General features: G+C 65.8%; 17 protein-coding genes. 9 read left to right on the top strand and 8 right to left on the bottom strand.

Going from position 1 to position 24,622, the window contains the following annotated elements; genetic code table 11:
- Positions 1–30: 30 nt before the first annotated feature.
- Both Q7W82_RS19165 and Q7W82_RS19160 read right to left on the bottom strand, forming a co-directional pair.
- Positions 31–672 (bottom strand): SGNH/GDSL hydrolase family protein, encoded by a 642-nt coding sequence (locus Q7W82_RS19165; RefSeq protein ID WP_242160945.1) that lies wholly within the window; start codon positions 670–672, stop codon positions 31–33.
- 95 nt (positions 673–767) lie between these two features.
- The gene (locus Q7W82_RS19160) at positions 768–2,045 is read right to left on the bottom strand and encodes a pyridoxal phosphate-dependent aminotransferase (RefSeq protein ID WP_242160946.1); all 1,278 of its coding nucleotides are present in this window, start codon (positions 2,043–2,045) and stop codon (positions 768–770) included.
- A 226-nt stretch (positions 2,046–2,271) separates the two neighbouring features.
- Here Q7W82_RS19160 and rsgA point away from each other — a divergent pair, with 226 nt between their 5' ends.
- From rsgA to Q7W82_RS19120, 8 genes are all read left to right on the top strand, one after another.
- Entirely contained in the window at positions 2,272–3,384 is a 1,113-nt protein-coding gene (gene rsgA, locus Q7W82_RS19155) for a ribosome small subunit-dependent GTPase A (RefSeq protein ID WP_242160947.1), read from the top strand.
- A gap of 8 nt (positions 3,385–3,392) precedes the next feature.
- The gene (locus Q7W82_RS19150; protein ID WP_242160948.1) at positions 3,393–4,637 is read left to right on the top strand and encodes a flavohemoglobin expression-modulating QEGLA motif protein; all 1,245 of its coding nucleotides are present in this window, start codon (positions 3,393–3,395) and stop codon (positions 4,635–4,637) included.
- A gap of 476 nt (positions 4,638–5,113) precedes the next feature.
- On the top strand, positions 5,114–5,314 hold the full coding sequence (locus tag Q7W82_RS19145) for a hypothetical protein (protein ID WP_242160949.1): 201 nt from the start codon (positions 5,114–5,116) through the stop codon (positions 5,312–5,314).
- Between the two features lie 135 nt (positions 5,315–5,449).
- Positions 5,450–8,131: a class III lanthionine synthetase LanKC gene (lanKC, locus tag Q7W82_RS19140; RefSeq protein WP_242160950.1), complete on the top strand. Its 2,682-nt coding sequence runs from the start codon at positions 5,450–5,452 to the stop codon at positions 8,129–8,131.
- A gap of 9 nt (positions 8,132–8,140) precedes the next feature.
- Positions 8,141–8,923 carry a hypothetical protein gene (locus tag Q7W82_RS19135; RefSeq protein ID WP_242160951.1) on the top strand — a complete coding sequence of 261 codons (783 nt, stop codon included), beginning with the start codon at positions 8,141–8,143 and terminating at the stop codon, positions 8,921–8,923.
- Positions 8,924–8,944: 21 nt separating this feature from the next.
- Positions 8,945–10,240 (top strand): HlyD family efflux transporter periplasmic adaptor subunit, encoded by a 1,296-nt coding sequence (locus Q7W82_RS19130; RefSeq protein WP_242160952.1) that lies wholly within the window; start codon positions 8,945–8,947, stop codon positions 10,238–10,240.
- Between the two features lie 16 nt (positions 10,241–10,256).
- Complete coding sequence (locus Q7W82_RS19125; protein ID WP_242160953.1) at positions 10,257–12,389, top strand: peptidase domain-containing ABC transporter; 2,133 nt, start codon at positions 10,257–10,259, stop codon at positions 12,387–12,389.
- Positions 12,390–12,530: 141 nt separating this feature from the next.
- Positions 12,531–13,214, top strand: coding sequence for a type 1 glutamine amidotransferase domain-containing protein (locus Q7W82_RS19120; protein WP_242160954.1), 684 nt, complete (start codon positions 12,531–12,533; stop codon positions 13,212–13,214).
- A gap of 343 nt (positions 13,215–13,557) precedes the next feature.
- On the opposite strand, the gene Q7W82_RS19115 is transcribed toward Q7W82_RS19120, so the two are convergent.
- On the bottom strand, positions 13,558–15,477 hold the full coding sequence (locus Q7W82_RS19115; RefSeq protein WP_242160955.1) for an alpha-amylase family glycosyl hydrolase: 1,920 nt from the start codon (positions 15,475–15,477) through the stop codon (positions 13,558–13,560).
- Positions 15,478–15,524: 47 nt separating this feature from the next.
- Positions 15,525–17,984 carry a TonB-dependent receptor gene (locus Q7W82_RS19110; protein WP_242160956.1) on the bottom strand — a complete coding sequence of 820 codons (2,460 nt, stop codon included), beginning with the start codon at positions 17,982–17,984 and terminating at the stop codon, positions 15,525–15,527.
- A 302-nt stretch (positions 17,985–18,286) separates the two neighbouring features.
- Here Q7W82_RS19110 and Q7W82_RS19105 point away from each other — a divergent pair, with 302 nt between their 5' ends.
- Positions 18,287–19,633, top strand: coding sequence for an MFS transporter (locus Q7W82_RS19105; protein ID WP_242160964.1), 1,347 nt, complete (start codon positions 18,287–18,289; stop codon positions 19,631–19,633).
- Positions 19,634–19,792: 159 nt separating this feature from the next.
- On the opposite strand, the gene Q7W82_RS19100 is transcribed toward Q7W82_RS19105, so the two are convergent.
- The 4 genes from Q7W82_RS19100 to Q7W82_RS19085 form a co-directional block, all read right to left on the bottom strand.
- Positions 19,793–20,824, bottom strand: a complete 1,032-nt coding sequence (locus tag Q7W82_RS19100; protein WP_242160957.1) for a LacI family DNA-binding transcriptional regulator — start codon at positions 20,822–20,824, stop codon at positions 19,793–19,795.
- A 272-nt stretch (positions 20,825–21,096) separates the two neighbouring features.
- On the bottom strand, positions 21,097–21,837 hold the full coding sequence (gene phbB / locus Q7W82_RS19095; RefSeq protein ID WP_010344527.1) for an acetoacetyl-CoA reductase: 741 nt from the start codon (positions 21,835–21,837) through the stop codon (positions 21,097–21,099).
- A gap of 107 nt (positions 21,838–21,944) precedes the next feature.
- Complete coding sequence (locus Q7W82_RS19090; protein WP_242160958.1) at positions 21,945–23,270, bottom strand: CitMHS family transporter; 1,326 nt, start codon at positions 23,268–23,270, stop codon at positions 21,945–21,947.
- A 134-nt stretch (positions 23,271–23,404) separates the two neighbouring features.
- Entirely contained in the window at positions 23,405–24,595 is a 1,191-nt protein-coding gene (locus Q7W82_RS19085; RefSeq protein ID WP_242160959.1) for a porin, read from the bottom strand.
- Between the last annotated feature and the right edge of the window lie 27 nt (positions 24,596–24,622).

Genomic DNA, 24,622 nt, shown 5'->3' with positions numbered 1-24,622 from the left:
TGTCGGTCCTTGGCAGCGGGCGTACGCCAGCTAGGCTAACGCATCGCGGGCCGCCGGCAACAGCAGCGCGGTCCAGCGCGCATACATCGCTGCCGACGGATGCAGCCCGTCGGCAGCCAGCATCGCCGCGTCGCCGCCGCCATCGCGGCTGCAGGCAGTGATATCGACGAAGCGCACCGCGCGCGCGGCGCAGCAGGCCTGCGCCGCGGCGTTGAAGGCGTCGATCTGCACGGCGATGCGCGCCGGATCGTGCGCGGGCGGCTGTGCGAAGGCGGTCACGCCCCAGTCCGGGATCGACACCGCCAGCACCCGCTGCGGCCGCGTGTCGGCGAAGCCGATCGCGCGCTGCAGCAGCGCGTCGAACTGCGCGCGGTAATTCTCCAGCGGATAGCCGCGGTACTGGTTGTTGACGCCGATCAGCAGCGTCACCAGGTCGAAGGGACCCTGTGGGGCTGCCGCATCGATGCCGGCGTCCAGTTCGTCGGTGGTCCAGCCGGTGGTGGCGACGATCTGCGGATCGTCCAGCGCGATGCCGTCGCGGCGCAGCGCTGCGGCCAGTTGCATCGGCCAGCGTCCGTCGGCGTCCACGCCTTCGCCGATCGTGTAGGAATCGCCCAGCGCCAGATAGCGCAGCGGTGTGTGCTCAGGCGTGGCGAAACGGCCTTTGCTCATCTACGCAGAACCCGCAGCAGCCATGTCACCGGGATACGCGATCCAGCAACGGCGCACGCTTAGCCATTCCCGATTCCCGATTCTCCAGTCCCCACTCACCGCCCCACAGCCGCCCGCGGCTTCAGCGGCACCACCTTGGTGGCGTCCTCGGCGCGGCGCGCCAGCACCCGGTCGATGCGCGCGAACACCTCGCGCATCGTCGCCGCTTCCGGCAGCAGGGTGACGCGGAAATGGTGCCGGTAGGGCACGTTGAAGCTGGAGCCGGGCACCACCAGCACGCCTTCCTGTTCCATCAGTTCCAGGGCGAAGGCGTGATCGTCGAAGCCGCGCGCGGCGGCGCCGACCACGGCCGGGAACGCGTACAGCGCGCCGGCCGGCTGCACCAGCGACAGGTGCTCGCTGGCCGCACAGGCCTCGATCACCGCGCGGCGGGTCTCGTACAGGCGCCCGCCCGGCGCGCACAGCGGCGAGATCGTGTCCGGGCCATTGACCGCGGCATCGATCGCGAACTGGCCGGGGACGTTGGCGCACAGGCGCAGCGCACCGAGCAGGTCCATGGCGTTGCGGAAATCGCCGACGCGCTCGGTGTCGCCGGACAGCAGCGCCCAGCCCACGCGCCAGCCGCAGGCGCGGTGCACCTTGCTCAGGCCGCCGAAGCTGATGCACGGATGCGCGCCGGCCAGCGGCGCCACCGAAACGAAGTCCGCGGCGTCGTACAGCACCTGGTCGTAGATCTCGTCGACCATCAGCAGCAGGTTGTGCTTGACCGCGATGGCGACGATCTTCTCCAGCAGTGCGCGCGAGTAGCTGGCGCCGCTGGGGTTGTTCGGGTTGATCAGCACGATCGCGCGGGTGCGCGAGGACACCAGCGTCTCGATCTCCACCGGGTCGGGCTGGAAGCCGTTCTCCGGCGCGCAGCGGTAGTACACCGGGCGGCCGTCGTTGAGGATGGTGGCGGCCGACCACAGCGGATAGTCCGGCGAGGGCACCAGCACTTCGTCGCCCGGGTTGAGCAGCGCGCGCAGCGACAGGTCGATCAGCTCGCTGACGCCGTTGCCGACGAAGATGCGGTCCGGGTGCGCGTCCGGATGCTGGCGCCGGGCGTAGGCCGCGGCGATCGCCTCGCGCGCCTCCGGCAGGCCCTGCTGATGGGTGTAGGGATCGGTTCGGCCCATGTCGTCGGCGATCGCGCGCTGCAGGTGCTCGGGCGCACGGAAGCCGAACGCGCCGGGATTGCCGATGTTGAGCTTGATCAGCTTGCGCCCCTGGGCCTCCAGCTCGCGGGCTCGCCGTGCCAGTTCGCCGCGGATCTCGTAGCGGACTTCGGACAGGCGTTCGCGGATCGCGAGCGGCTTGATCGGCAGGGTGGGCATCGCATTGGCCGGTGGGGCGTGGGACCTGCATGGTAGCGGAAATGTGACACCACGGCGGGGCAGGGGCGCCTCGGCAGCCGGTCGTCTACGGCGGCCGGCCGCTGCCGCGGGCGCCGCATCGGGCGAGGCGCCGGGATGGCCCGCGTGGCTGCCGCAGACGCATGCGTGGCCATGGCTGCGGCCTGGCGCTCACCGCGCGGCGTGGCACACCCTCTAGAATCCGCGCATGACCACCTCCCCGATCGACTTCGACGCGTTGCGCCCCATCGGCTGGCCCTGGCCCGGAATGCCCGAGGAGCCGGCCTGGCGCGCGCTGTTCGACACACATCCGCAGGCACGGCCGGCACGGGTGGTGGAGCAGCACCGCACCGGCTACGTGGTCGCCGATGCGGTGGACACCGGGTTCAAGGTCGAATCGCTGCCGGACTGGCAGCGGCCACGCTTTCCCAGCCACGAGCGCGCCGCGGTCGGCGACTGGGTGCTGCTGGAGGACACGCGCATCGTCGCGCTGCTGCCGCGGCGCACCGCGATCAAGCGCGGCGCCGCCGGCGAGCACTATCACCAGCAGGTGATCGCGGCCAACATCGACACGGTGTTCATCGTCTGCGGCCTCGATGCGGACTTCAATCCGCGGCGGATCGAGCGCTATCTGCTGCTGGTGGGCGGCGGCGGTGCGGCGCCGGTGGTGGTGCTGACCAAGGCCGATCTCACCGAGTACGCCGACGATGCGTTGGCGGTGCTGGAGGAACTGGCGGCGCAGGCCATCCCGCTGCTCACGGTCAACGCGCGCGAAGCCGACAGCGTCGCCGCGCTGCAGCCGTGGCTGGGGCCGGGGCAGACCGCGGTGCTGGTCGGCTCGTCCGGTGCCGGCAAGTCCACCCTCACCAACACCTTGCTGGGCGTGCAGAAGATGCGCACCGCGGCGGTGCGCGCCACCGACTCGCGCGGCCGCCACACCACCACCCATCGCGCGCTGCTGCCGCTGCCGTCCGGCGCCTGCCTGATCGACACCCCCGGCATGCGCGAACTCAAGCCCACCGGCGAGGAAGACCTGGCCGAAGGCGCCTTCGCCGACATCGAGGCGCTGGCCGCGCAGTGCCGCTTCAACGACTGCGCGCACCTGGCCGAGCCGGGCTGTGCGGTGCAGGCGGCGATCGAGCGCGGCGAGATCGATGCCGCGCGCCTGGCCAACTACCTGAAGTTGCGCGAAGAAGTGGCCGGCGCGGCCGGCAAGCTGGCGCAGCGCCAGGCGCAGAACGCGGCCGCCGGCCGCAGCGGCAAGCCCAGTGGCGGCAAGTCGGGCGGCAAGCGCCCGCCGCCGCGCAACCTGCGCCGCTGACGCCGGCCGTGGCCAAGCGCGCGCTGCCGGTCGAGATCCGCCACCACGCCGCGCTCGATGCGCGGCTGGTCAAGGCGGTGCGCGGCATCCGCCTGCTGGCGCTGGCCAGTTGGCCGGTGGCGCTGCAGGCACCGTTCCTGGAGAGCGTGGCGCGCGGGCAGCCGCAGCTGCCGCAGGTGCAATATCCCAGGCTGGATTTTGCCGATACCCGCCGCGAGCTGGCCGCGATCGCCCAGGCCGCCGATCCGGCGCACCCGCTCGGCGCCTACCTGCAGGCCTCGGTGAATAGTTGGGATCTGGCCGCGGCCCTGCTGGAAGCGCTGGGCACGCCGGCGGTGGCTCGCTATTCGGCGCAGTTGTTCGGGGTGCCGGACGACCCGATGCCCGGCCACGGCCCGACGACCCGCGAGGCGGCCGGCCATTTCATCCGCATCGCCCAGGAACTGGACCGCGAACTGTTCTCGGCCGAAGAACAGGTGCCGGTGTCGGCCACCGCCTTGCGCCTGCTGCTGCAGCGCGACCTGGACGAATTCTTCGGCACGCGGGTGATCACGGTGGAACTGGATCCGGACCTGCTGGCCAAGGCCGCCGCCGGCGCGCAGCGCATCCGCCTGCGCTCCGGCGCGCACTTCAGCGACTACGACCGCGCGCAACTGTTCCACCACGAGGCGCTGGTGCATTCGCTGACCGCGCTCAATGGCCGGCAACAGGCGCAGTTGCCGAGCCTGGCGCTGTCCTCGCCGCGCACCACCGCCACCCAGGAAGGCCTGGCGACCTTCGCCGAGCAGATCACCGGCAGCATCGACATCGCGCGGATGAAGCGGATCAGCCTGCGCATCGAGGCGATCGCGCTGGCCCGCGACGGCGCCGACTTCATCGAGGTGTTCCGCTACTTCGACGCGGCCGGGCAGGCGCCGGCGGAGAGTTTCTCCTCGGCGCAGCGCGTGTTCCGCGGCGTGCCGACCACCGGCGGCGCCGCGTTCACCAAGGACACCGTGTACCTGCGCGGCCTGGTGTCGGTGCACACCTTCTTCCGCCAGGCGCTGCAGCGCGACCGGCTGCCGCTGTGCCGCTGGTTGTTCGCCGGCAAGATGGCGCTGGAGGACGTGGCCGCGTTCGCGCCGCTGTTCGAGTCCGGCGTGCTGGCGCCGCCGCGCTGGTTGCCGACATGGGTGGCGCGCGCCAGCGGCCTGGCCGGGATGCTGGCGTTCTCGCTGTTCGCCAACCGCATCCGCATGGACCAGGTGGAGTGAGTCCGGGAAGATGCGTTCAAAGGCATAAAAGCGCATCTGGCTGTCAGTAGGCGCAGTTCGATCGTGGCGCAGGTGGTGTCGTGCTGTGCTGCTGACCGACGCTGCGTGCGTGCGGAAACCGTCGGACGCCGGTTCTGTATGAAGTGCCGCGTTGCGGTGCACGGCAACATGAACCCTTGGAGGCGTCACCGATCCTGGCCGGAATGCCCGACTCGCATTGACACGAAGATGGTCGGTGAAAGGGAGTCCCGTAGCCCGCTGAGACCTGGGGCTGGGTAGGGAGTGGAGCATTCTGTAGCCAAGTTCTGGTGAGTAGGAGAATCCAGTCATTTATCCTTTTCATCACCTTGACACGGCATGTCTGCCTCGGGATTCTTGAGGTCGAGTTGCAGCCGGTTTTCTGTAACTCAAGGACGCGGATTATCTGTGTCTGCGGATAATTCGCATATGGATAACTCAGCTAAAGGATGGTCAGGATGAATAGTGATTCCAAACTGCGCAACAAGTCCTCGGCGAAGATGAAGGTGCTGGCACTGCAGGAATTGGAGGGTGTTAGCGGAGGCTTGGCTGCGTGGAGCACCGACAGCATCAACTGTGGCGGCGTTACCAAGGACGAGTGGAGCACCGCGAGTCGGGGTTGTCCGAAGGAAACTGTCGATGCACAGATCGGCTCCTGATCATCAGGTGCCGCGTTTCGCATTGATGTAGCAAAGTAGGCCGTGCGATCCGCTGGGTCGCACGGTTCTACTGCGTCTCATTAGATTGTAGAAGCGGCTGCCGAAATTTTTTTCCTGCGATGCGCGAACACATCCGTGCGCGGCATCGTGATTGATTTTTGTGAGGTTCACTTGAATCATCAGAATGCTGGGGATCTTAACGCGCATCCCGAGTTCTTCGTTCCTTTCAATAAATACAAGCCGAAGTCAACGTACTGTGATTTCGTCGATCCTCTTTTGCCCGCGCTGTGGCGACTAAGGCGCGACTACTTCTGGACCCAGGCTGTGGCGCCGGTTTCGCCGCACCTCACCCAGGGCTGGAAGATCCATATCAGTTGTACTTTGAAAGAAGCCAGAGTCGTGCTTGAGCGGGTGACGCGCGTCTGTACCAATGACGGAACGGAGTTCAAGTTCGCGAGCGACGAGTTCATACACCGAAAGCTGCTTTCCAAGTCGGCGGCAAGGCAGTCGGGTGGGAAGTTCATGACGATCTATCCGGCCGGTATCGAAAAGTTCGAGAGTCTGATCGAGTTGCTGTACCAGGAGCTTCGGGATATTCAAGGTCCTTACATCCTGTCCGACAGGCAATACAAGGACTCTGGTGCGGTATTCTATCGATATGGCGGGTTCCGCGCCTTCACCGTTCGCGATCTGCGCGGGCGAGAAAAGAGCATGATCCTCGATGGTGGATTCCGTTTGGTGGAGGACCTGCGTACTCCTCACTTCCGTGTCCCCGAGTTCGCAGTCGACGCGCGCTGGGGACAAAGCGAGCCGCCTGCCGATGACGCGGGCGCCGACGAGCTATTTGGGGAGAAGTATGCCATTGAGTCCGTGCTCAAGTTTTCCAATGCCGGTGGCGTATACGCGGCGCGGCGAGTAACCGATGATCTTCCGGTAGTAATAAAAGAGGCGCGTCCGCATGTCGATGCGGAGGTGAACGGACTCGATCCGTTGAGTCGCCTCAAGAAAGAGCAGAGAATTCTGCATGTCCTGGAAGGTAGCGGAATCGCGCCGCGACCATTGGGCTGGTTTGTCGAATGGGAGCATACATTTCTCGTCCAGGAGAGGGTGGCGGGGAAAACACTCAGAGAGTACTGCCTGGACGCAACAAAGTCGTTATACCCAGGTTCTTCTCAGGCCGAGGTCAGAACGTGGCTGGAGCAGTCGGCAGCTATCGGCGCCGATCTGATAGAGAAGGTGCGGCTCTTGCACGCTAACGGGATCGTATTCGGTGATATTTCCACCAATAACATCATGATCGATCCGGAGTCGATGCAACTCCGCTTCATTGACTTCGAGGGAGCGCTGCAGGTCGGGGTTGACGAGAACATCAATATCTACACTCCTGGATTCTGCGCTCCCGATCGCCGGGGTCGAGACGTCGCTCAGATGTCTGATGATTGCTATGCGCTAGGTTGCGTGTTGCTCGCGCTGCTGGCGCCGAGCTCCGTATCGCTGGACATCATTGAAGAGTATCCCGAGCGGATACTCGCAGAACTGATGGTTGACGTCGGCCTGCCGCGTGAATTCAATGCCTGCATCAAGTCGCTGCTGCGAGACTCCGATCCTGACCTGCAGCAGTGTCGGCGACTGCTTGAGCTGATCGATCTGGATCGCGTGACGGCGTTCTCGGCCGAATCAGCGGACATGCGCCGTCCCGATGTCGCACAGGTGGTCGTGAAAGCCATGGACTACATGCGAAGCGTGATGCGGGTTGATCATCCATGGCGTCCGTTCCCGCTGGGCCCGCAGAGTGCAGACCTCATTGCAATCGATCATGGCGTGGCCGGTGTCGCGCTTGTCTGGCAACAGGTTGATAAAAGCGTTCCTGCGGATTTAAAGGGGTGGATGGCGCGCTCGGGGGGCAAGGGCAATCACCTGCCTGGGCTGCTCAATGGATTGTGCGGCCTGGCGTGGGTTCAGTCCGCGATCGGTTTGATCTCGGAATCGGAGCGCACGTTGACGCGAGCGGCCGAGCACCAATTGCTCCATGAAAGCATGTCGTTGGGTTATGGCTATGCCGGCTATGGCATGGCCTGCCTCAAAGTTTGGCTCGCCAGCAATGACGCTAGACACCTGGACGCGGCGGTAAAAGTCGGCAAGGCGCTGCGGGCGACAGGCGTTGCTCAGGACACGGGGATCGCCTGGAGTCTTGACGCCAACGGCTACACCGGACTTGGTCTTCACTCTGGAGGCTCCGGTATCGCGTTGTTTCTGCTGTACCTAGGCGTAGCAACCGGTGAAGACGTTTATATCGAACTCGCCATGCAAGGGCTGGACCACGATATCTCCCATGGGCGCACCGTCAACGGCGCCGTGGGATTTCCCAGTGACACCGTGCAGGAGAATCGAATCCTCTATCCTTATCTGGGAGCTGGCACTGCAGGCGTGGCGTCCGTGGCGGTGCGCATGTATGCGATTACCCGGTCGGAAAAGTACAAGGTGTTTGTCGATCAGGTCAAGGCGTCGGTTTCTCAGAAGTACACGGTGAGCGGCGATCTGTTCCTTGGACTTTCCGGGATCGGGCATTATCTGCTAGACGCTGCGCAGTTCCTGGAGGACGACAGCTATCGTGCTTTGGCATGGCGGGTCGCATGCGGTCTGGACCTTTTCAGGATAGATAAGGAATCTGGGGTATGCTTCCCGGGCGGAAACTCGCCGAAGATAAGTTGCTCACTGGCGGGTGGAGGCGCGGGCATTATTTCTTATCTGGATCGGCTGGCCGGCGATAAGCGGAATGAAGTGATCATGCTGGACGAGCTGCTGGCAGCAAACTAGGGGATTGGTATGCCGATGGTAGATATGAAGCGTGCTGGTGGCGATGCGGCGGATGTCGTTGCCCAGCTACGCACGCAGAATCGGATTCTGAAGGCGTTCTTGGCTGTGGCGCTGGCGCTGCCCTTCATGTTGATGATGATGGGCGCGCGTAGTCCGGTTCGCAGGGAGGTCTTCTCCGAAATCGACGTCAATCGTATCAATATCGTCAACGACGATGGGTCGAAATCCATGGTCTTGGCGGCGCGCGGCTTTCTGCCTGACCCCGTGACGGACGGAGAGGTCGGGAAAAGCGATCGCGGCAAGATGCCCGGGATGTTGTTCTACAATGGCGTAGGCGACGAGGTCGGCGGGCTGATCTATGACGGTTATATCGATAAGGATGGCAAGCCAAATGGCGGCGTGCACCTCTCCATGGATCGGTATGGCGGAGATCAGCAAATGGCCCTGCATCATTACGAGCAGGGTGGGTTCATGGAGACGGGTCTTTCCGTATTCGATCGCGGTCTCTACGGGCAATACAAGGGGTTGTATGAGAAATACTTGGCTGCCCCGAAAGGGGTGGAGAAGGATGCGCTGTTGAAGCAATGGAAGGAGGCGGGCGGTCAGCAGACCCAGAGGCTCTTTGTTGGGCGTACGCGCGGAAAGTCGTCTGCCGTCATCCTCGCGGACGACGCGGGACGGCCCAGGATCATCATGTCCGTCGCGCCTGGCGGCAAGGCGTCGTTGGACTTCATCGATGACAAGGGCGATGTCATCCAGAGTTTCCCGGGGAACTCTGCAGCGAGTAGATAGTCGTTAGGGAAGAGACAGATCATGGATCAAGATGCGCCTGGTGGAGCGGATAAGAGTTCCCGCGGGATGTTTCGCCATCAAGCGCTCGCCGCATCGGCTGAGCCAAAGTCCTACGGCACGGTGCTTCTGCTTGGAGATCGGCTCGTTGGAGGGATGGCGCTGGCAGGCGTGCTGATCGTCGCGCTGATCTTGCTGTTTCTTGCCACGTTCAGCACGTCACGGAAGGTGCAGTGGCAGGGCGTGGTGATCCCCGCAGGCGGAACCGTGTCGGTCATAGCACCTTCCGCAGGGAGCGTGTCCAGGGTCTTGGTGAGGGAAGGCGAGCAAGTGCACGCCGGGCAAGCCATGTTCGTGTTGTCGGAGTCGCTAGGCAATGCGCGCCTGGCAGGTGGCGATGGTGCGATTCCCGAACTCCTCGATGAGCGCCGTCAGAGTCTGAAAAGAGAGACAGCAGAGCGCCAACGAAAAGCTGAGCTGCTGAAGACCTCGATGTTGGAGCGGCTTGGCGATTACGACGAAGAGATTCGCGCGGCTTCCCAGCAGGAGCAGTTGCAGGTGCAGGTTATCGCGCTGGCGGAGCAGACTTCGAGGACCTATTCGGACCTGGAAAGTTCCAGGTATGTGTCAGGCATTGCCGTTCGCGAGAAGCGCCTGGATCTTCTGAGCAAAAAACAACAGTTGGTGGACATCCGTCGGCAAATCCAGCGATTGCGCAGGGAGCGCAGTTCCCTGGCGTCCGACATGCAAAACCAAACGGCACAGTTCAAGCTCGACGCGCTCGATCTGCAGCGAAAGACGTTTGAACTGGATCAGCAACTGACCGAAAGCACAGGCACGCGCACTGTCGTGGTTCGCGCGCTGGGGAATGGGGTTGTCGGAACGGTCAATGTTGCTGCGGGCCAGGGGGTGGGTGCGCTACTGCCATTGGCTGTGCTGATACCCGAAGACCGCCCGCTTGAGGTCGAGATGTATGCACCGTCGCAGGCGGTGGGGCTGATGCGCGAGGGGATGGATGTGTCGCTGCGGTATTCTGCGTTCCCATACCAAAAGTTCGGCCAGCAGACAGGTCGGGTCAAGGCGATTTCGCGATCCACGATGCGAGTCGAGGAGGTCAGGCTTCCGGCAAGCCTAATGAAGTCGGGTGCGGAGCCCCTCTATCGGGTTCGCATCGATATCGGGTCTCCCACCGTCAGGGTGTATGGCAGAGAGGTGCCTTTGAGGCCGGGAATGCTTGTCGAAGGAAGCGTCAACCTGGAGCAGCGAAAGTTATATGAGTGGATTCTCGATCCGCTGTTTACCGTGACTGGACGACTCTGAAGAGGCTGGAATCGAGATGATGGATCGCCTGAGGGTTGGTCTTTGGAAGGGCCGGGTGCTGCCGGTGACCCTGCAAGCGGAGGCCAGCGAGTGCGGGATCGCCTGCATGGCGATGATCGCGTGCTACTGGGGACATCAGTTGGACCTGCATAGCCTGCGCAAGAGGTTCCCTACGTCCATCCGAGGGGTCACCATGCTCGGTCTCGTCGATATGGCCGAATCTTGCTCGTTGAGAGCGCGCGCGTTAAGTCTGGATTTGGACGATCTTTCGGATCTGGAAACGCCTTGCATATTGCACTGGAACTTCAACCACTTTGTCGTATTGAAGCGCGTGCTGCGCGATGGAATCGTCATCCACGATCCCTCCACTGGGCGCCGCCATGTGCCGATGCGCGAGGTGAGCAAGGCGTTTACCGGCGTTGCGCTTGAGCTGACTCCCAGTAGCGATTTTGTGCCGGTCAAGGAGGTGCGGACCTATCGCATTCGCGACCTGATGGGGCGAGTTATCGGGCTCCGGCGGGGTTTGGCGAAAGTGGTGTGCCTTGGCTTGGCGATCCAGGCATGCATGCTCGTCTTGCCGTTCTACCTGCAATGGACCGTCGATGAGGCGCTGGTCAATGGCGACCTTGGCCTTATATCGGTTTTAGGCATCGGATTCATTCTTTTGGTGATGATGCAGGCGGTCTTCACCATGGCGCGGACCTGGGCGACAACGGCACTGTCCACCAGCTTCAATTTTCAGTGGCTGGGAAATGCTTTCTCGCACCTGATGAAGTTGCCGCTACCTTACTTTGAGAAGAGAAGTACGGCCGATATCGTATCCAGATTCAATTCGATTCTGGCGATGCAGCGAATCGTGACGACGCAGTTCGTTGAGGTGGTACTTGATGGATTGATGGCCATTGGCACTTTGGTGATGATGTTCATCTACAGCGGACGCCTTGCACTGGTGACGCTGGGTGCGGTGACGCTGTACCTGTTACTCCGCCTGGTGTTCTTCGGGCGTCTGCGAAACGCCACGTCGGAGCAGATCATTCATGCTGCCCGTCAGGAGCAGAATTTCATGGAGTCAGTCCGGGGTATTCAGAGTATTCGGATCTTCGGTCGCGGTGAAGTGAGGCGCAACATCTGGGCGAATGCGCTAGCTGATCAATTCAATGCGGATCTCAATATATCGCGCATCTCGATCCTGCATCAGTCGGCTAATAGTCTGGTTTTCAATGTGGAAAGGATTGTCGTTATTTGGTTGGGTGCGTTGGCTGTTATTGAAAAGAATTTCTCTGTCGGAATGTTGTTTGCGTACATCAGTTATAAGGATCAGTTCAGTCAGCGGATGGCGAGTCTTGTCGACAAGCTTTTTGAGGCCAGGATGCTTTCATTGCACGGCTCCCGGGTAGCGGACATCGTGATGACGCCAGCCGAGGAATCGAGAAGCCAGCTTGACCGGTCCGCGGCCTTGGGCAATGTCGAACTTGAGCTGCGCAACGTCAGCTTTCGCTACTCGCAGGGCGAGAGGGACGTATTGCGCGATTTGAATCTAAAGGTAACTTACGGGGAATCTGTCGCCATTACGGGCCCGTCTGGCTCGGGCAAGACCACTCTGGTCAAACTATTGCTCGGACTGTTAGAGCCGACCAGTGGTGAGATAATAATAAATGGCATCCCAATAAATCGCTTTGGTCTGTTGCGGTACCGTAAACTCTTGGGGACGGTGATGCAGAACGACACGCTGTTCGCCGGCTCCCTGGCGGACAATATCGCGTTCTTCCATCCTGAGCCAGATATGGAGCGCGTGTACGAGTGCGCGCGACTTGCTTCCATCAGCAAGGAGATTGAAGAAATGCCCATGCAGTACCACACTGTCGTGGGGGATATCGGTGCAGGTCTTTCCGGTGGGCAAATCCAGAGGATTCTTTTGGCTAGGGCGCTTTATGGGAGGCCATCTATCTTGGTACTCGACGAGGCTACGAGCCACCTGGATATTGTCAATGAATCCGCTGTCAATGACGCGATAAAACACCTGGAGTTGACCAGGATCATCATTGCACATCGCCCAGAGACCATCGCGAGTGCGGGTCGTGTAGTGAAACTCGTCAATGGAGCCCTGTGGTCGTCGCCAGCGCCAGCGACTGTAGCGGCAAGCGCCTGAGTTGTCCCGGCGGTTGGGGGACGCCGGGCGTCGGCACACAGCGCAAGCGTGTGGCGCTCACCCGCCGCGAATGTGCGGCTGCCGATACTGCGGCGCCCGGCCTGCCCCCGCATGGCCGCGTCCCCTCACGAGGAGAACCGCATGAAGATCCTGATGGTGCTGACGTCGCACGACCGTCTCGGCGACACCGGCCACAAGACCGGCTTCTGGCTGGAAGAATTCGCCGCGCCGTACTACACGTTCAAGGACGCCGGTGCCGAACTGGCCCTGGCCTCGCCCAAGGGCGGGCAGCCGCCGCTGGACCCGAAGAGCGATGCGCCGGACGCGCAGACCGAGGCCACGCGGCGCTTCAAGGACGACCCGGCCGCGCAGCAGCAACTGGCGAGCACGCAAACGCTGGCGTCGGTGCGCATGGACGACTACGACGCGCTGTTCTACCCGGGCGGCCACGGCCCGCTGTGGGATCTGGCCGAAGACCGCGACTCCATCGCCCTGATCGAGGCGTTCGCGCGCGCCGGCAAGCCGATCGGCTTCGTCTGCCATGCGCCGGGCGTGCTGCGCCGGGTCGCCGCGGCCGACGGCACGCCCTTGGTGAAGGGACGCCGCGTCACCGGCTTCACCAACGGCGAGGAAGCCGCGGTGGGCCTGACCGACGTGGTGCCGTTCCTGGTCGAGGACGAACTGCGGCGCCTGGGTGGCGACTACAGCAAGGGCGCCGACTGGGGCGTGCACGTGGTCGAGGACGGCCGCCTGGTCACCGGGCAGAACCCGGCCTCGTCCGAGGCGGCGGCCGAGGCGTTACTGGGACTGCTGCGCGGGAAGTGAGCGCTATCGATCGCGAGGTTGGCAAGGCGACCGCCATCTCGGTGTGAGAGGACATCGCTTCCTGGCGGGGTGCCGGCGCAGCGGTTGAAGCGCACCTCTGGCCGCCGCGGTTGCAGCGCCTCGCTGGATCCACCTACGCGCTGCCTTCCGTAGGAGCGGCTTCAGCCGCGACAGGCGTTCCCATTAAAGCCGGTCGCGGCTGAAGCCGCTCCTACGACGCACATGTGCCACCGCGTACCAGGCAGGGTGCACGCCTGTGGGAGGGACGTCAGTCCCGACTGCACGCACCCGCACGCGCAGATGTACAGCAGCGGCGCGTACAGGCGCCGCTGCTGTTTTCGGCTCAGCCGCGCCGCCACCAACGCAGGCCGTAGGCGGGCAGGACGCCGTCCCAGTTCGACAGTGCCGAGGGATCGCTGCCGCCATCGGCGATGGCCTGCCAGTCGCCTTCGCCCAGCGTGGTGGCGACATCCACTGCGATCGGTTGTGCGCTGAAGTTGTAGACCGCCACGAACGCCTCGCCGCGGGCCAGGCCAAGCAGCGCGGGATTGCCCAGTGGCACTGCGCGCAGTGGCTGGTCGGCGGCCAGTGCAACGGTTTCGGTACGCGCGGCGATCAACCCGCGCAGGCGGGTGTAAACCTGCCCGGGCAGGCTGGCGGTGTCGTGGCGTTGCGCCGCGCGCGTCCAGTCCATCGCTGGCCGATGTAGCCAGCGACCTTCGTGGCGGCGCAGCGGGTCGTCGCGGTAGGTCTCGTCGTTGCCCAGGGCCAGTTCGTCGCCCATGTACAGCAGCGGGATGCCCGGCATCGCCAGCGCCACCGCGTACAGCAGCAGCAGGCGGCGCACACCCAGTTCCAGCGCGTCGCTGTCGCCGGCGGCCAGCGCCGCGGCGATGCCAACCAGCGCAGCGCTCATGCCGTTGCTGCCGTGCACACCGTCGCCGCTGCTCTGGAACGCTTCGCCGCGCGCGTAGCTGTCGGCGGTGCGGCCGGCGTAGAACTGGGCGATGCGCGCCAGCGCGAACGGGGCCACGCCTTCGCCACCGGCGGCTTCGCGCTGCAACACGTTCCAGCCGATGTCGTCGTGGCAGCGCACGTAGCTGAGCCAGCCGCAGGCCGGCGGCAGCGCGGGCGTGTGCGCGATCGCCGCCTGCACGATGTCGCCGCGCTGCTCGGCCAGCGCCACCCAGCCGGCCGCCATCAGCGTGCTGTGGTAGGCCAGGTGGCATTCGTGGCCGCGCGCGGCGCCGGTGCCGAAGTAGGGCGGCAACTGCGCCATCGGCACGATCGCCTCGGCCTTCAGCAGCACCGCCGGCGCCAGGATGTCGGTGAGCGCGCGCAGCGCCTGCAGGATGGTATGCGCCTCCGGCTGGTTCATGCAGTCGGTGCTCAGGCGCTTCCACAGATAGGCGGTGGAATCCAGGCGGAACACCTCCACGCCCAAGTTGGCCAGGTGCAGCAGCGCCAGCGCCATCTCGCCGAACACCGCCGGATTGCTCCAGTCCAGATCCCACTGGTAGGGATAGAACGTGGTCCACACCCAGGCGTCGGCGCCCTCCACCCAGGTGAAGTTGCCCGGCGCGGTGTGCGGGAACACCTGGCCCAGGGTGCGCTCGTAGGCGTCTGGCACGCTGCGGTCGGGGAAGTGGTGGTAGTAGTCCAGATGCCGCGCATCGCCACGCTTGGCCGCCAGCGCCCAGGGGTGGTCGTCGGCGGTGTGGTTGAGCACGAAATCGGCGCACAGGCTGATGCCCGCAGCGCGCAGGCGCGCGGTCAGCGCCGCGAGGTCGTCGGTGTCGCCGAGCCGCGGCTCGACCTGGCCGTAGTCGCTGACCGCAAAGCCGCCGTCGTTGTCGCCGTCGCGCGCGCGCAGGAACGGCAGCAGGTGCAGATAGCGCACACCCAGTTCCTGCAGGTAGGGCACGCGTTCGTCAACGCCGTTCAAGGTGCCAGCGAAACGGTCCACATAGGCGCTGTAGCCAAGCATCGTCGGGGTGGCGAACCAGTCGGGCGCGCGTTCGGCGTCCAGCTGGCGCAGCGCCGGAGGCCGCGCAGTGGCGGCGGCCGCCAGTTGCGTCAGCCACTGCGGCAGCCACTGCGCGAAGGCCGGATGCGCGCCGTACAGCGCGTGCAATGGGGCGAGCAAACGTTCGCCGTGGCGCTGCAGGCGCGGTAACAGCGCGGCGGCGGCATCCGGAGGCAGATGCGCCTGCCACAGGGTGTGGGCGAGTGCGGACAATGCGGAAGGAGCGGGTGCGGTCATGGGGGGCTTGGCCGCGCCCCGGGCGGGGCGCGGATGTGCGGTCCTCGTCAGAAGTCGTAGCGCAGGCTGATGCTGGAGGTGCGGCCCGGGATCGAGCGCGCGCGGATCACGCCGGAAGACGCATCGGCGATCGACGCTTCCTCCGCTTCGGTCAGGCCGAAGGTGTTGAACAGGTTGTTGACGTTGAGCGAGACGGTCAGCGCATCGGTGATGCGGTAGTCGCCGAACAGGTTGACCTGGGTGTAGCCGGGCATCTTCAGCTGGTTGCTGTCCTGGGTGTAGGCCGAACTGGTGCCGATCGCGTTGATGCCGACCTGGTAGCGCTCGCCGCGGTAGCTCGGCGTCAGCTGCCAGACGAAGCGCGCCTGCCGACGCGGCGTGTTGCCGGCGTTGGCCGGCGTGATCTGGTCCTTGTCGATGGTGGCGTCGGTCCAGGTCAGGCCGCCGTTGAGGTTGAAGCCACCGGCGCGGTACGCCGCTTCCAGTTCCAGGCCATGCGCCTTGTAGGTGCGGTCGAAGAAGCGCTGGGTGGTCGCTTCGTAGTTCTGCTCCTGGGTGCGCGCGGCGAAGGCGGTGGCGAACAGGCTCAGCCCGCCGCTGCGCCACTTCAGCCCGCCCTCAAGCTGCTTGACCACGTTGACCGCCTCGTTGGAGGACACCGAGCCGTCGTCGCGGACCACGCCGAACAGCAGGCGGTCGGCATTGGCGCGCGCACCGCGGCTGTAGCGCGCGAACGCGGCCAGGTCGTCGTTGAGCATGTAATTGCCGCCGAACGAGTACGACAGGTAGTTCCAGTCGTAGCGCACCGGCTTGCGGTTGCCGTAGTCGATGGTCGCCACGCGTTGCTCCGGCGCCTCGATCACGCCGTCGCCGTTCACGTCGACGTTGCTGGCCAGCAGGCCGCCGGCGGTGTTGCCGCGCGCGCGGCCCATGTCGTAGCGCAGGCTGCCGTCCAGGCTCAGCGGACCCTGGTCCCAGCTCAGCGCCAGGTACGGTGCGTTGATGTCGTAGCGCACGTCGTAGTGACGGGTGACGTCCAGGCCCCAGTACGGCACACCGTAGGCGTACAGGCCGTCCTGCGAGCGCAGGCTGCCGTCGGCGGCGACCACGTCCAGCAGCCGCGGCCGGTGCGCCAGCGACTGCACGTAGGAATTCCAGGTCCAGTCCACGTCGATGGTCTGCCGCGAGGTATACCAGCCGGCCTTGAGGTTGAGGTTGCCGCCGTCGCCGCTGCCGAAGTCGCGCGCCAGGCTGAGGTCGTTGACCGCGTTGCCCAGGTCGTTGAGATGCACGTTGAACAGGTGCGTGCGCAGCGCCAGCCCGGTGTAGGCCTGGCCGGCGTTCGGGCCGTCGACGTAGCGCAGGCCGGCGCCGGCGCCGCCGATGCTGGCGGCCAGCGCGCTTGCATCGGCGACCTGCGCCGGGAACGGCGAGACGAAGCGCCCGGAGGTGTCGGCGATGCGGAACTTGTCGGTCAGGGTCCAGCCGCCGCCGACATCGAACTGCGCCTCGGCGCCGAACGCGCGCGACAGCGGATGCATGCCATCGCCCAGTTCAACGCGCGAGGGTTTGTTGCCGCCGTCGAGGGTGGCGCTGCTGCGGAAGTACGGGCTGTACAGCGTGTCGGTGCCGGGGTCGAAACCGTCGATGCTGCCGAAGTGCGGCGACCCGTCGCGGCCGCTGACCCGCGTGGGTACCGGCAGGTAACCGGCGGCGCGGTCGTTGAGGTACTTGGCGTAGACGCGTACGTAGCCGTTGTCGAACAGCCGGGTCAGGTTGGCCTTGAGCTGGCCGCCCTTGTCGGTGGTGTAGCCGGCGTCGCGCACGCCGTCGCCACGCCGGTAGAAGCCGCCGACGTTGAACTGCCAGTGTTCGGCGAACGGCGCGCCGTAGTCGAAGTCCAGGCGGGTGTTGTCGTAGCCGCCCAGCCCGCGGGTGAGGCCGACGCTGCCGCCGGCGGTGTCGCCGGTCTTGCTGATGAAGTTGATGATGCCGCCGGGCGAGTTGCTGGCGAAGGTGGAAGCCGAGCCGCCGCGGATGGCCTCGATGCGCTCCAGGCTGTAGTCGGCGCGCAGGAAGATGTCGGCGTTGCCGAAGGCGATGTCGCCGAACTCCAGCACCGGCAGCCCGTCTTCCTGCAACTGCAGGAACTTGGCGCCGCCGGAGGCGACCGGCAGGCCACGTACGGCGATGTTGGCGTTGCCTTCGCCGCCGCTGGATTCGGAACGGATGCCGGGGATATTGCGGAAGATCTCGGCGGTGCTGCGCGGTGCCGACTGTTCGATCGCCTCGGCGCCGACGGTGCTGACCGAGACGCTGGACTTGAGCTTGCTCTTGGGTGTGGCAGTGCCGGTAACGAACACCGAGTCCAGGCTGACCACGTCGCCCTGCGCCGCCGGGGCGTCGGCAGCGGCGGGCGTGGCCTGTTGCGCGAGCGCAGCCGGCGCGGACAGCGCCGCGGCGACGGCCAGGGCCAGGGTCTGCAGGCGGATCGAAGGGTGGTGCATCGCTGTCTCTCCCGAAGCGAAGTGGTGCAGTAGGTGGCGGCGCGCCACCGCCGGAAACGGGCAGGGCGCGGCACGGACGGTGGGTGCGGCGGGCTACAGATACGGCTGCTTGCAATCGTTTGCAATTTGCAGTGCAGCAAAGCCGGCAGCGGTGTCGATGGATCCCGATCAGGAAGAGACAGGGCATATCTTGCATGGTGCAGCGCAGCGTTACAAACGATTGCAGGCGCGGCGACACTCCGCTCCGCCGCTGCGGTACGCCTCCCGCGTGCCCGACCCGCCCCAGGCCGATGCCGATGCTGATGCGTACCGATCGTCCCCTGCTTCCGCTCTCGCGCGTGCTGGCGCTCAACGCCGGTTTCTTCGGCGTGCAGTACAGCTTCGGGCTGCAGCAGAGCAACATGAGCCCGATCTACAACTACCTGGGCGCCGACCACGCCAATCTGCCGTATCTGTGGCTGGCCGGCCCGATCACCGGGCTGGTGCTGCAACCGGTGGTCGGCGTGCTCAGCGACCGTACCGTGACCCGCTGGGGCCGGCGCATGCCGTACATGGTGGTGGGCGCGCTGGTCTGCAGCCTGTGCCTGCTGACCATGCCCTTCAGCGTGGCGCTGTGGATGGCGGTGGCGCTGCTGTGGATGCTGGATGCGGCCAACAACGTGGCGATGGAGCCGTACCGTGCGCTGGTGAGCGACGTGCTGGCGCCGCCGCAGCGGCCGCTCGGTTACCTGACCCAGAGCGCGTTCACCGGCCTCGGCCAGACCCTGGCCTACGTCACTCCGCCGTTGCTGGTGTGGCTGGGCATGAACCAGGACGCGGCCAACGCCCACCATATTCCCTACGTCACCATCGCCGCGTTCGCGATCGGTGCGGGGTTCTCCGCCGCGTCGATCCTGCTCACCGCGCGCAGCGTGCGCGAGCCGGTGTTGACGGCGGCGGAACTGCAGCGCTTGCGCCGCGCCGCGGTCGGGCCGCTGGCGACGCTGCGCGAGATCGTCGACGCGGTGCGGCAGATGCCGCCGACGATGCGGCAGATGGCGCCGGTGATGCTGTTCCAGTGGTATGCGATGTTCTGCTACTGGCAGTACATCGTGCTGTCGCTGTCCACCACCCTGTTCGGCACCACCGCGGCCGATTCGCACGGCTTCCGCGAGGCCGGCCTGGTCAATGGGCAGATCGGCGGCTTCTACAACTTCGTCGCGTTCCTGGCCGCGTTCGCGATGGTGCCGGTGGCGCGCCGGTTCGGTCCCAAGGCCACCCACGCCGCCTGCCTGGTCGCCGCCGGCCTCGGCATGTGCCTGCTGCCGTCGATCCACGACCGCTGGCTGTTGCTGCTGCCGATGATCGGCATCGGCCTGGCCTGGGCCAGCATGATGGGCAATCCCTACCTGATGCTGGCCAACAGCATCCCGCCCGAACGCACCGGCGTGTACATGGGCCTGTTCAACCTGTTCATCGTGCTGCCGATGCTGATCCAGATCGTGACCCTGCCGCTGTACTACGACAGCCTGCTGCAGGGCGACCCGCGCAACGTGATCCGCCTGGCCGGCGTGTTGATGCTGTTGGCGGCGGTGGCGATGTTGTTGGTGAAGCGTCGGGAATGGGGAACCGGGAATGGGGAATCGGGAAAGCGCGGCATCGTGCGCTGAAACTCCGCGTGGTAACCGATTTTCAACTTCGCTATCTGCGTGCAATCCATTGCCAGGAAGCGCGCAATTCGAATGTAGAGCCCTAGGCCAGCTGATGCAGCGTCAGCGCGCGACCAGCGCTTTTCCGATTCCCCATTCCCGATTCCCCATTCCCAGCCTTCAAGCCGACTCCCGCACCACCAGGCTCACCGGCAGCTCCACCGAGTCGACCGGTGTGCCGGCGATCAGGTGCAGCACGCCGTCCACCAGCAGGGTGGCGGCCTGCGCCAGGTCCTGGCGCACGGTGGTCAGCGGCGGCTGGCTGTAGGCGGCGAGCGGAATGTCGTCGAAGCCGACCAGGGCGATGTCCTGCGGCACGCGATGGCCGGCTTCGATCAGGGCGCGGATCGCGCCCAGGGCGATCACGTCGGAGGCGGCAAAGACCGCATCCGGTGGATCGGTCTTCTTCAGCATCGCGCGGGTCAGGCGGTAGGCGTCCTCGCTGAGGAAATGGCTGCGCGCGTGCAGCCGCGGGTCGAACACCAGGCCGTGCGCGTCGAGCATGCGCCGGTAGCCGGCGAAGCGCGGCGCCACTTCCGGTAGTTGCTCGTCGCCGAGGAAGGCGATGCGCTGGCGGCCGTGCTCGATCAGGTGCGCGGTGGCCAGTTCGCCGCCGCGCAGGTTGTCGCTGCCGACGCTGGCATAGGCCTGGCCATCGATGCGGCTGCCCCACACCAGCATCGGCAGGCCGCCGCGCGCGGCCGCGTCCAGCGAGGCGTGCTCGTGGCTCTGGCCCAGCATGATGACGCCGTCGGCCCGGCTGCTGCGCGCCAGGTCCTCGACCCAGTGGTCCTGGTGCTGGTCCAGCTTGGACAGCAGCATGCTGTAGCCGCGCGCGGTCAGTGCGTCGGCGAGCAGCGCCAGCATGGTCATCATGAACGGGTCCGACAACGGCTGCTCGTGCGCGTGCATCAACGGCACCGCGACGCAGACGATGTTGGAGCGGCGCGAACGCAGGCTGCGCGCCACCGGGTCGACCCGGTAGCCGGCGTCGCGGGCGAGCTGCTTGATGTAGGCGCGGGTGCGTTCGGCGACCACCGGATTGTCGGCCAGCGCGCGCGACACCGTGGATTCGGACACGCCGGCCATGCGCGCGATGTCGGCCATCTGCAGGCGCGCGGCGGGCGCGCCGGGTTCGGGTTTGTCGGACATGCGGAGCGGGGCGCGACGAACGAAGCGGAAGTTGCAGTGTATGCCAGGCAGGCGGCGCGCCGCTTTGCGCGTCGCGGCCGCATCGCCGCCGCAGTGGTGGGCGCGTCGTGCCCGTGGGCGGCGCCACGCCGCGCCGGCCAGGTTCAAGCAGGGGGCGTGTCTGTGCGGCCCGTTGCCGTGTCACTGAGCCTGGCGCACGGCCACGTCATGGCGCCTGCCTGCCACGCGCACGCACAACCGCGGCGCGCACAGCGCGGGAGGCGAAGCATGTCTCAGGCCATGTGCAGGCCGCCGTTGACCGCGTAGTCGGCGCCGGTGACGTAGGCGGCCTCGTCCGAGGCCAGCCAGGCGCACAGCGCGGCCACTTCCTCGGGCTTGCCGAGCCGACGCAGCGGCACCGAACTGGCCAGGCGATCGAGCACGTCCGGCGGGAAGCCGCTGATCGCCGCGCTGGCGATGTAGCCGGGCGAGACGGTGTTGACGGTGACCCCACGCGAGGCCACTTCCTGCGCCAGCGCGCGGCTGAAGCCCTGCATCGCCGCCTTGGCGGTGGCGTAGTTGATCTGGCCGATCTGGCCCTTCTGCGCGCTGACTGCGCCGATGTTGACGATGCGGCCCCAGCCGCGCGCGGTCATGCCGTCCACCACCTGCTTGGTGATGTTGAACAGCGCATGCAGATTGCTGGCGATCACCGCCTGCCAGTCCTCGCGGCCCATCTGCCGGAACAGCATGTCGCGGCTGCCGCCGGCGTTGTTGACCAGCACGTCGATCTCGCCGACCTCGGCCTTGACCTTGGCGAACGCGGCCACCGTGGAATCCCAGTCGGTGGCGTTGCCTTCGGAGGCGATGAAGTCGAAACCGAGCTCGCGCTGCTCGCGCAGCCACGCCGACTTGCGCGGCGAGTCCGGGCCGCAGCCGGCGACCACGGTGTGGCCGTTGCGCGCCAGCTTCTGGCAGATCGCGGTACCGATGCTGCCCATGCCGCTGGTGACGTAGGCGATGCGGAGGGTCATGGCTTAACTCCTTCGGAGTTGGGAATGGGGAGTGGGGAATCGGGAATGGTGGGAAGCGGGGCCGCTCTTGCGATTCCCGATTCTCGATTCCCCATTCCCGGCAGCGCTCAAGCGGCCAACGGATACAGTGCGAATAACAAGCTGCCACCCATCAACACCAGCGAGATCAGCACCGCCCATTTCAGAGTGAAGCGCTGGTGGTCGGCGAAGTCGACCTTGGCCAGGCCGACCAGCAGGTAGGTGGACGGCACCAGCGGGCTGAGCAGGTGCACCGGTTGCCCGGCCAGCGAGGCGCGGGCCATTTCCACCGGGGTGATGCCGTAGTGGCTGGCGGCGTCGGACAGGATCGGCAGCACGCCGAAGTAGAAGGCGTCGTTGGACATGAAGAAGGTGAAGGGCATGCTGGCCAGCGCGGTGATCACCGCCAGGTAAGGCCCCCAGGCGTCGGGGATCACCGCCAGGAAGCTGCGCGACATCGCCTCGACCATGCCGGTGTTGGAGAGGATGCCGGTGAAAACGCCGGCGGCGAAGATCAGCGACACCACCGACAGCACGTTGCCGGCATGGTTGACCAGGCGCCGGCGCTGTTCGGCCAGGTTCGGGTAGTTGATCAGCAGCGCCAGCGCGAAGCCGATCATGAACAGCACCGGCATCGGCAGCACGCCGATCACCAGCGCGGCCATCAACGCCAGGGTCAGCAGCAGGTTCACCCACAGCAGCCGCGGCCGCTTGATGTCCTCGGCGTCCTCCACCGTGGGCAGCGCCTCGCCGTCGTCGGCCACGCTGCTGTCCATCCATGCATCGCCGGGCAGCGTCACCACGCCGAGGCGGCGCCGCTCCTTCATGCCCAGGTACCAGGCCAGCGCCAGGATGCCGGCGATCGCCAGCGCCATCGCCGGCACCAGCGGCACGAACACGTCGGCCGGGTCCACGTGCAGCGCGGTGGCCGCGCGCGCGGTGGGGCCGCCCCACGGCGTCAGGTTCATCACGCCACCGGCCAGGATGGTCACGCAGGTCATGTTCAGCGCGTTCATGCCCAGCCGCCGGTACAGCGGCAACATCGCCGAAACCGTGATCATGTAGGTGGTGGACCCGTCGCCGTCGAGCGAGATCAGCAGCGCCAGCACCGCGGTGCCGACCACGATCTTCATCGGGTCGCCCTTGACCAGGCGCAGGATGCGCCGCACCAGCGGGTCGAACAGGCCGGCGTCGATCATCACGCCGAAGTACAGGATCGCGAACATCAGCATGACGCCGGTGGGTGCGATCTTCTTGATCCCTTCCAGCATCATCTCGTTGATGCCGGTGCCGAAGCCGCCGGCCAGCGCGAACACGATCGGGACGATGATCAACGCGACCAGCGGCGACAGCCGCTTGCTCATGATCAGGTACATGAAGGTAATGACCATTCCGAAACCGAGCGCGGTCAGCATGGAAGTTCCTCAAGGTGGTGCATGAAAGAAGGCGGATCCCGCAGCGGAGATCCGAAAATCGAAAGCCGACCAGATGTCACATCGCGAAATGCCGCCGTTGCGAATCCCAAATCCCCACTCCCGAATCCCGGCACTCAGAAGTCATACTGAAAGCGCCCGGTAATCGCCCGCGTATGGTCCAGCGTCACGCCGGCCAGGTGATCGCGGTTGCGGCTGTCGATCAGGTTGAGCATCAGCCGCAGGTTCGGCTTGATGTACCAGTTGCCGGCCAGCGTCCACGAGGCGGTGGAGGCGTCGAGCAGATCCGGCTGGCCGTCGCGGTGCTGCTCGCCCCACATACGGTCGTAGCGCAGCGCCAATTCGAAGGCGCCGTACTTGTGGTTGACCTGCTTGATGCGGGTGAAACGTCCGGTCTTGCCGTCGTAGCGGCGCGATTCGCCGGTGGCGAACCAGCTGACGAAGCCGTAGGCCGCCATCACGTCGGCACGCTGCGCACCATCGTCGAACACGCCGCCACTGAACTCGCCCTGCCACGACAGCGGGCCGCGCACCTGCGCGTATTCCAGCGACCACTTGTCCACGTCGGTGTCGCGGCCGTCGGCGAAGCGCGCCAGGGTGATGCGGCTGTCGTCGGACAGATGCCCGGCCGGGCGCGGGCGGATGCTCAGCGCCGGCGCGCCGCCGGCGCCGGGATGATCGTAGTGCTCGTGCGCCAGCGACAGGCCGAGGTGCAGCACGTCGCCGTCGCGCGCGCCCGGCGCCCAGGTGCCGCGGCCGCCGAACGCATGGCCGCGGACGTTGGAGACGTCGATGCTCTGCAGGCTGTAGACGCTGGCGGCCCAGGTGTAGTCGGTGCCTGCGGCCTGCCACGACACCGCCTTGCGGTACAGCGGCGCCAGCGTACTGGCCGCGCCGCTGCGCTCCAGGAACTGGCCGAAGTTGGAGCCGGTGCGGTCGTCGAGGGTGAAGTACTGCTTGAACTGGCCCACGGTCAGCGTGCCGGCGCCGAATTTGCGGGTGATGTAGACGTCCTTGGCCTCGATGCCCTTGCCGTTGAAATCGTCCTGCAGCCCGGCGAAATCGCCTTCGACCTTGTAGCCGAACCCGAACGCCTTGCCGGACACGTCCAGCCACAGGCGGCGGATCTCGGTGTCGTCGGGATTGGGCGTGCCGCGATGGTCGTTGTCGAAATGGGCGAAATCCCAGTGCAGGCGGCCACCGAGTTCGGCGGTCACCGGGCTGTCGTCGTCGGTGGCGGCGCGCGCCGAGCCGGCCAGGCACAGCAGCGCGCAGGCGCTGCCCCATGTCAGAGTCTTCAGTTCCACGTCCCCTCCCAGGTGCGTGTCGCAGCG

The organism is Xanthomonas indica, from assembly GCF_040529045.1.
Classification (GTDB): Bacteria; Pseudomonadota; Gammaproteobacteria; order Xanthomonadales; family Xanthomonadaceae; genus Xanthomonas_A; species Xanthomonas_A indica.
The sequence above is the reverse complement of the archived record's forward strand: the minus strand, read 5'-3'. Positions and strand labels throughout refer to the sequence as shown.